Annotated in this window: 8 protein-coding genes and 1 tRNA gene; 8 read left to right on the plus strand and 1 reads right to left on the minus strand. The window is 76.1% G+C overall.

Features of this window, described 5'->3' with window-relative positions; genetic code table 11:
- Positions 1-22: 22 nt before the first annotated feature.
- The 6 genes from ACF1BN_RS33735 (at position 23) to ACF1BN_RS33760 (ending at position 4,828) form a co-directional block, all read left to right on the plus strand.
- On the plus strand, positions 23-217 hold the full coding sequence (locus ACF1BN_RS33735; RefSeq protein WP_360314411.1) for a hypothetical protein: 195 nt from the start codon (positions 23-25) through the stop codon (positions 215-217).
- Positions 218-258: 41 nt separating this feature from the next.
- On the plus strand, positions 259-1,188 hold the full coding sequence (gene mshB, locus ACF1BN_RS33740) for an N-acetyl-1-D-myo-inositol-2-amino-2-deoxy-alpha-D-glucopyranoside deacetylase (protein WP_392335396.1): 930 nt from the start codon (positions 259-261) through the stop codon (positions 1,186-1,188).
- Entirely contained in the window at positions 1,185-1,538 is a 354-nt protein-coding gene (locus ACF1BN_RS33745; RefSeq protein ID WP_392335397.1) for a DUF6113 family protein, read from the plus strand. Before mshB ends, ACF1BN_RS33745 begins: the two co-directional genes overlap by 4 nt.
- A gap of 165 nt (positions 1,539-1,703) precedes the next feature.
- Positions 1,704-4,019 carry a hypothetical protein gene (locus ACF1BN_RS33750; protein WP_392335398.1) on the plus strand — a complete coding sequence of 772 codons (2,316 nt, stop codon included), beginning with the start codon at positions 1,704-1,706 and terminating at the stop codon, positions 4,017-4,019.
- A 285-nt stretch (positions 4,020-4,304) separates the two neighbouring features.
- On the plus strand, positions 4,305-4,667 hold the full coding sequence (locus tag ACF1BN_RS33755; protein WP_392335399.1) for a DUF1304 domain-containing protein: 363 nt from the start codon (positions 4,305-4,307) through the stop codon (positions 4,665-4,667).
- Positions 4,668-4,753: 86 nt separating this feature from the next.
- Positions 4,754-4,828, plus strand: a tRNA-Ala gene (locus ACF1BN_RS33760).
- 24 nt (positions 4,829-4,852) lie between these two features.
- Here ACF1BN_RS33760 and ACF1BN_RS33765 read toward each other — a convergent pair.
- Positions 4,853-5,809 (minus strand): GlxA family transcriptional regulator, encoded by a 957-nt coding sequence (locus tag ACF1BN_RS33765; protein WP_392335400.1) that lies wholly within the window; start codon positions 5,807-5,809, stop codon positions 4,853-4,855.
- A 114-nt stretch (positions 5,810-5,923) separates the two neighbouring features.
- Between ACF1BN_RS33765 and ACF1BN_RS33770 the strand changes: the two genes are divergently transcribed.
- Entirely contained in the window at positions 5,924-6,655 is a 732-nt protein-coding gene (locus ACF1BN_RS33770; protein WP_392335401.1) for an MBL fold metallo-hydrolase, read from the plus strand.
- A gap of 57 nt (positions 6,656-6,712) precedes the next feature.
- The gene (locus ACF1BN_RS33775) at positions 6,713-7,519 is read left to right on the plus strand and encodes an inositol monophosphatase family protein (protein WP_392335402.1); all 807 of its coding nucleotides are present in this window, start codon (positions 6,713-6,715) and stop codon (positions 7,517-7,519) included.
- Positions 7,520-7,640: the final 121 nt, after the last annotated feature.

The raw sequence follows: 7,640 nt of genomic DNA on the forward strand, positions 1-7,640 counted from the left end.
CCGAAGGTGGAGGTGAACCGCCGTGGCACTCTCGATCTCCGTGGTGGTGCTGCTGGCGATCGTCGTCTTCCTGCTGATCCGGAAATCCGGGCTCAAAGCCGGACACGCGGCGATCTGCGCGCTCCTGGGCTTCTACCTGGCCAGCTCCTCCCTCTCCGACTCCATCACCACCCTCACCACCAACGTGGCGAGCATGATCTCCGGTCTCAAGTTCTGACCCGGGCGGTCACCCGCGGCCCCGCCTCGTAGGGTGGGGCCATGACCGATCTCCCCACCCGTCGTCTGCTCCTCGTGCACGCGCACCCCGACGACGAGTCGATCAACAACGGCGCCACCATGGCCCGGTACGCGGCCGAAGGCGCCCTTGTCACCCTGGTCACCTGCACCCTGGGCGAGGAGGGCGAGGTCATCCCGCCCGAGCTGGCCCACCTGGCCCCGGACCGCGAGGACCGCCTCGGCCCCCACCGCGTCGGCGAACTCGCCGCCGCCATGGCCGCCCTCGGCGTCACCGACCACCGCTTCCTCGGCGGCGAGGGACGCTTCCGCGACTCCGGCATGATGGGCGTCCCCCAGAACGAGCGCGAGAACGCCTTCTGGAACACCGACGTGGACACCGCCGCCACCTGCCTGGTCGAGGTCATCCGCGAGACCCGCCCCCAGGTCCTCGTCACCTACGACCCCGACGGCGGCTACGGCCACCCCGACCACATCCAGGCCCACCGGGTCGCGATGCGCGCCGCCGACCTCGCCGCCGACCCCGGCCACCGCCCCGACCTCGGCCCGGCCCACACGATCGCCAAGATCTACTGGAACCGGGTGCTCCGCCCCGTCGCCGAGGCCGGCTTCGCCCGCCTGGCCGCCGAGGGCTCCGCCTTCCCCAAGGACGCCGTCCTCGACGACGTCCCCGGCGTCGTCGACGAGGACCGGATCACCACCGAGATCGACGGCGGCGACCTCGCCGCCGGCGACTCCTACGCGGCCCGCAAGAGCGCCGCCATGGCCGCCCACGCCACCCAGGTCGCCGTCGACGGACCCTGGTTCGCCCTCTCCAACGACCTCGGCCAGCCGCTCTTCACCACCGAGCACTACGAGCTCGTCCGCGGCACCTCCGGCGCCCCCGCCGGAGCGCGCGAGACCGACCTCTTCGCGGGCCTCCCCGCCGACGGCGGGGAGGTGGCGGGCCGATGACCGCTCCCGCCGCCCGGTACGCCGCCTACCTGGGCCTTCTCGTCCTCGGCGGCGTCGTCGGCGCCGCCGGGGCCCTGGTCCAGGCCGCCTGGTTCCCTCTCGGCCTGCTCCTCGCCCTGCTCGCCACCGCCGCCCTCTTCTACGGCGGCATGCGCGCCACCGGCAACCAGGTCGGCCTCGCCGCCGCCGGCGGCGGCTGGCTCCTCGCCGTCATCGTGCTCAGCTTCGGCCGCCCCGAGGGCGACGGGCTCTTCGGCGGCGGCATCGGCGAGCTGCTCTTCCTCTTCGGGGGGATGGGGGCCGCCGTGCTCTGCGCCACCGTCAGCAGGCTGCCGCAGACCACCCCGTAGAGCACCCCGCGGACCCCCGCGCGGGACCACGTGTGAGGGAACGGACTTCGCACCGGGCGGATAACCGGCGGCGCCGGACAGTATGGTGGTGCGCGCCGCCGAACCGCCCGGGACAGTACGAGCATCAGCAAGAGCGGGCGGCGGAGCCAACCGGGAGATCCTGCTTTGAGTCGTGAAACTGGTCGAGAGACCGACAGTTCGTCCTCCGGCGCCCAGGGGCGCGGCGGGGCCGCCTACCCGTCGGGAACCCAGCCGTACGGGTCCCGGCAGTATCCGTCGCTCCACCCGGCGCAGGACGCGCCGGAGGAGACCTCGGGCGCGCCCTCGGCACCGCCCGAGGAGCCGAAGACCGAGACCACCCTGACCACCCGGATCCGCATCAACATTCCGGGGTCGCGGCCGATCCCGCCCGTCGTGGTCCGCAAGCCCGTCACCGGCGCCTCCGCCGACGAGGCCGCCGCGGCCGCCGTTCCGGCGGCGGCAGAGCCGGAGCGGCCCGCTCCCGCGCCGGCCCCGGAGCCCGAGCCGGAGCCGGCTCCCGCCCCGGCCGCGCCCGAGCCGCCGCAGGCCAAGGAGACCAGCGACTGGTTCGCGCCCCGCAAGAACGCGGGCCCGGCCCCCGCCGGCGCCCCCGCCGCGCCGACGGGCCCCGCCGCACCCGCGTCCGGGCCGAAGGCCCTGGGCGGCCCGCAGACCCCCGGCACCGGCTTCGCGGGCTCCGCGACCGCCGGCGTCCCCACGGTCGGCAGCGCGCCCTCCAGCCGCCCCGTCAGCAACCCGCTGTACGACACCGGCACCCTGCCCGGCTACGACGGCACCCCCGCCGCCGGCATCCCCCTCTACGACGGCCCCCACCCCGGCGCGGCGTCCCCCGACGGCACCCCGGCCGCCGGGACCCCGCTGTACGACGGGACCCCGGCGGGCGGCACGCGCGCGTACGAGGGCACCCCGGCCGGCGGGACCCCGCTGTACGACGGCACCCCGGCGGCCGGCACGCCCCGCTACGACGGTCAGCCGACCGGCCCGACCACGGGCCCGGCCAGCGGGATCGCCGACCTCGGCGGCGGCGCGCCCCAGCGCCCCGCGATGCCCCGGCGCCCGGGCGCCGGCGGCGCTCCGGCGGGCGGCCCGATGGCGGGCGGCCCGGTTCCCGGCGGCCCGATGGCCGGTGGCCCGGTCCCCGGCGGTCCCATGGCCGGTGGCCCCGGTCCCGGCGGTCCGGGCCCCGCTGGCCCCGGTCCCCGGGGAGCCGGCGGCGCGCCGCGCCTGTCCGACGACACCGCGATCCTGACCCCGCAGCAGCCCGCGCCCCCGCAGGGCGCCGGCCGGCCGGGTCCGGGCGGTCCCGGCGGCCAGGTCTCCGGCGACACCCTGACCAGCGGCATCCCCGTGGTGCCCCCGGCCGGCGGTCGTCCCGGTCCCGACGGGCGCCCGGCGCCCGGCCCCCGGCCCGCCCGCCAGGAGCGGGCCCAGGCGCCCGCACCGGCCCCCAAGCCCGCGCCGAAGCCCGCACCGAAGCCCGCACCGGCGAAGAAGGGCCGCTCCAAGCTGGTCCTCCTCGCCGCCGCGGTCGTCGGCCTCGCCGGCGTCGCCTACGGCGCCGGACTCCTCCTCAACCACTCCGACGTCCCCAAGGGCACCACCGTCCTCGGCGTCGACATCGGCGGCGGGACGAAGGACGAGGCCGTCAACAAGCTGGAGGCGAGCCTCGGCAAGCGCGCCGCGACCCCGCTCCAGCTCACGGTCGGCGGCAGGAAGGTCCAGCTCGCCCCCGACAAGGCCGGCCTCGCCCTGGACAGCCAGGAGACCGTCCGGGGCGCCGCGGGGAGCGACTACAACCCCGTCTCGGTGATCGGCTCCCTCTTCGGCGGCGAGCGCGTCGCCAAGCCGGTCTTCCCGGTCGACGACGAGAAGCTCGCCGTCGCCCTCCAGGACCTCGCGGGCTCCTCCTCGTCGGCGTCCGAGGCGACGATCCTCTTCGCCCCGAACAAGGTCACCGCCGTCGAGGGCAAGCCCGGCCAGGGCATCGACGTCCAGCGCGCCATGATCTCCGTGAAGGACGCCTTCCGCGCCCAGGTCGAGACCGGCCGGTCCAACGTGGTCGAGCTTCCGGTCAGCGTCCGCAGGCCCACGGTCACCAAGACCGAACTGGACCGGGCCATGAAGGAGTTCGCCCAGCCCGCCATGTCCGGCCGGATCACCATCCGGGCCGGCGGCAAGGAGATCGACTTCGGCCCGGCCCGCTCGCTGCCGCAGATCCTCTCCATGAAGGCCGTCGACGGACACCTGGTGGAGGTCTACGACAAGAAGGCGATCGCCCGCCTCCTCGAAGGCACCTTCGAGGGCGTCATGATCACCAAGGGCGACGGCTCGAAGCACGAGGTCTCCGCCGACGACGTCGCCTTCGTCATGCGCGACGCCCTCCGGGGCAGGACCAAGGCCGAGCGCACCGCGACGATCGACCTCAGCGGCAAGGGCTGACCGCCCTCCGCCACCACGGGCCGACCTGACCCGACACCCGACACCCCCCGCCGGCCCGCCCGGCGGGGGGTGCCGCGTCCCGGCGGCCGTACGGCGGGAGTCGTCGCGCTCCGAGGGGGTCGTACGGCGGGGTGCCGAGCGCTCCGCCGGTCGTACGGCCCCGGCCGCCTCGCCCCCCGCAGCCCCGGTCCCCCCGCAGCCCTCGTCCCCCCGCCGCCCCCGCCACCGGACCGCCCGCCCGCGTCGTACCGCCGCCCAGGACCGCCCCGCACCCACAATGGGCGCATGCCGCTGACCGCCGACATCCTCGTCGCCCTCATCGCGCTCCTGCACCTCTACATCCTCGTGATGGAGATGTTCCTGTGGGAGAAGGAGACCGGCCGCCGCTTCTCCGGCTACGACGCCCGGCTCGCCCGCGAGACCGCCGCCCTGGCCGCCAACCAGGGCCTCTACAACGGCTTCCTCGCCGCCGGGCTCGTCTGGGGCCTCGTCGCCGACGACCCCACGGGTTTCCGGGTGCGGGTCTTCTTCCTCTCCTGCGTGGTCGTCGCGGGGCTGTACGGCGCGGCCACCGCCAACCGCCGCATCCTCTACGCCCAGGCACTCCCCGGCGCGCTCGCCCTCTCCGCCGTCCTCGTCGCCGGCTGAGACCACCCTGACGGAGCCTCATCACCACCGCTCCGCAAAGCGTTTGACCCGGAAAAACGGTCCTGCCTAGACTCGGCGGCCTGGGAGCGGGGTCGTAGCACAGAGGTAATGCGCCGCGATGGCATCTCGGAGGACGCCGGTTCGAATCCGGTCGCCCCGCTCCCTTCTCCTCTTCCCGCCCCCCGTCACGGCGACGCCGTGAACGTCCGCCGGTAGGTCCGCGGCGGCACTCCCCGGCGGCGCACGAACTGCTCCCTGAGCACGGCCGCGCTGCCGTATCCGACGCGGCGGGCGATCTCCTCGACGGACAGGTCCGTCGTCTCCAGCAGCTCCTCCGCCCCGCTCAGCCGCAGGCCGCGCAGCCAGGCGTGCGGGGTGGTGCCGGTGGCCGCGGTGAAGCGGCGGGCGAAGGTGCGGCGGCTCATCACGGCCCGGCGGGCCAGTTCCGTCACGGTCGGGGACGCGTGCAGGTTCGCCCGCGCCCAGGCGAGGACCTCGGCCAGGTGTGCGTCCCGGCCGTCCTCGGGAGCGGGCGCGGACAGGTACTGCGCCTGGCCCCCGTCACGGTGCGAGGGCAGCACCATGTCCCGGGCGACCGCGTTGGCGAGGGCCGCGCCGTGCTCCCGGCGCAGCAGGTGGAGGCAGAGGTCGAAGCCCGCCGCCGCGCCCGCGCCGGTCGCGATCGGCCCCTCGTCCACGTAGAGGGCGCCGGCGTCCACGGTGACCTCCGGGTGGCGGCGGGCGAGCAGGTCCGCGAACCGCCAGTGCGTCGTCGCCCGGCGCCCGTCGAGCAGCCCGGCGGCGGCGAGGGTGAACGCGCCCACGCAGTGCGCCGCGACCAGCGCGCCCCGCGCGTGGGCGGCCCGGAAGGCGTCGAGCACCTCCGGCCCGGGCGGGGTGCGGAAACCCGCCCCCGGCAGGGCGATCACCAGATCCGCCGAGGCGAGCCGGTCGAGCCCGTGCGGGACCGAGAGCGGCACCCCGCAGTCCGAGCGGACCGGGCCCGGCCGGTCGGAGCAGAGGGCGAGGTCGAAGCCCGGCACCCCCTCGCCGTGCGGACCGAACACCTCCGCGACGACCCCGACGGCGAGCACGCCGACACCGGGCGGCGCGTAGGCGGCGACGGTCGTGAAGGCGGGCACGCGGGCAGTCTGCCACGGGGTCCCCGCACCCCTGGGGGAGAGGTGGCCCGAATCCCGCGATCAGTGGCATCCGTGCCACTCGTCGCCACCGCGCGGGGCCGGAAGGATCGACGCATGACGACACGGACCCCGGACACCACCACGCCGGCCACCACCACGACCACCACGGCCACCACGGCGGCCACCACCACTCCGGACCTCACCACGCCGACCGCCACCACGCAGGACCTCACCACTGCCCCGCCGGTCGCCGAGGACGACGCCCCGCGCGGCCGCAGCGCCCGCTTCACCGTCCTGACCACCGGTTACGTGGGCTCCACCGGCCCCGGCGTCGCCGCCACCGTCTCGTACGTCACGGACGGCGACCGGCACGTGATCTTCGACCCGGGCATGGTGCCGGGCGTCGGCGCCATCCTGGACCCGCTCGCCGCGCTCGGCCTCGGCCCCGACGACATCACGGACGTCGTGCTCAGCCACCACCACCCCGACAACACCCTCAACGCCGGCCTCTTCCGCCGGGCCCGGGTCCACGACCACGGCGTCGAGTACGACGGCGACGGGTGGACGAACCGGGACGCCGAGGGCCATGAACTGACCCCGTCCCTGCGTCTGATCCGCACCCCCGGGCACAGCGCCGAGGACATCACCCTCCTCGCCGGCACGGACGAGGGCGTCGTCGCCTTCGCCGGCGACCTGTGGTGGCACGCGGCCGGACCCGCCGACGACCCGGTCGCCCCCGACCGCGCCCTGCTGCGGGCCTCCCGGCTGCGGGTGCTCGCCGCCGCGGACCTCGTCGTCCCGGGGCACGGCGCCCCCTTCGTCCCCGACGGGACCACCCCGCTCTGACCGACGGGGTTCCCGGAACACGGCCCCCGCCCCGGTGCCCCCGCATACCCTCACATCATGATCATCCAGAAGGCCTCCGACACCGAGGTCGCCGCGGCGGCCGCCCGCGCCGGCGCCGAGGTCGTCCGCGATCTCCACGGGCGGGAACTCGAACGCATCGACAAAGGCGCGGGCGACTTCGCCACCACCGCCGACCTCGCGGCCGAGCGCGCCATCCTCGACGTGCTGCGCGCCGCCCGGCCCGAGGACGCCGTCCTCGGCGAGGAGGGCGGCCGGCAGGGCGCGACGGCAGCGGACCGCGAATGGCTGGTGGACCCGCTCTGCGGCACCCTCAACTACGCCGTCGGGAACAAGCTCGTCGCCGTCAACGTGGCCCTGCGCGGCGGGGCGGCGGCCGTGGCGGACCCCTTCGGGGGCGAGGACGGCGAGGTCTTCCGCACCGACGGCACGCGCGCGTGGGGCCCCGACGGCAGCCCCCTCGCCCCCACCGCCGCCACCGGCCTCGTCGACGTCAACCTGGACCCGCCCTTCCCCGGCGCGCCCGGCTTCCGCGCCGTCGACCTCCTCGCCCACCCCGGCTTCGTCGCCGCCTTCCGCCCCCGCGTGGTCTCCACGGCGCTCGCGCTCGCCTGGGTCGCGGCCGGCAGGCGGGCCGCGTACGTCACCGACGGCGGCGACCTCACCGGAAGCGTCCACTTCGCCGCCGGCATCGCCCTCTGCCGCGCCGCCGGCTGCGTCGTCACCGGCATCGACGGCACCCCCGTCGGGGAGGGCCCCGCGCGCGGCCTCGTCGCCGCCGCCGACCCCGACACCCACGCCCGCCTCATGGAGCTGATCCGCCCACCCGGGGCCCGGCCGGCGTGAGCCCGGCAAGCCCCGGCAGGGGAGACCTAGTGACCTGAGTCGGAGATTTGTCGTTGGTTGGGCATGAGTCGTCCGGGTCCGAAGATTCCGCCGTTGTCGGTCACTGATGCCCAGCGGGCTG

The sequence above is a fragment of the Streptomyces sp. NPDC014861 genome (genome assembly GCF_043081625.1).
Taxonomy (GTDB): Bacteria; Actinomycetota; Actinomycetes; order Streptomycetales; family Streptomycetaceae; genus Streptomyces.

What these genes read in the sequence shown, in the direction of transcription:
- ACF1BN_RS33755 (WP_392335399.1), top strand. Translation starts at nt 4,305, where the DNA reads ATGCCGCTGACCGCCGACATCCTCGTCGCCCTCATCGCGCTCCTGCAC.
- ACF1BN_RS33745 (WP_392335397.1), top strand. Translation starts at nt 1,185, where the DNA reads ATGACCGCTCCCGCCGCCCGGTACGCCGCCTACCTGGGCCTTCTCGTC.
- ACF1BN_RS33775 (WP_392335402.1), top strand. Translation starts at nt 6,713, where the DNA reads ATGATCATCCAGAAGGCCTCCGACACCGAGGTCGCCGCGGCGGCCGCC.
- mshB (WP_392335396.1), top strand. Translation starts at nt 259, where the DNA reads ATGACCGATCTCCCCACCCGTCGTCTGCTCCTCGTGCACGCGCACCCC.
- ACF1BN_RS33770 (WP_392335401.1), top strand. Translation starts at nt 5,924, where the DNA reads ATGACGACACGGACCCCGGACACCACCACGCCGGCCACCACCACGACC.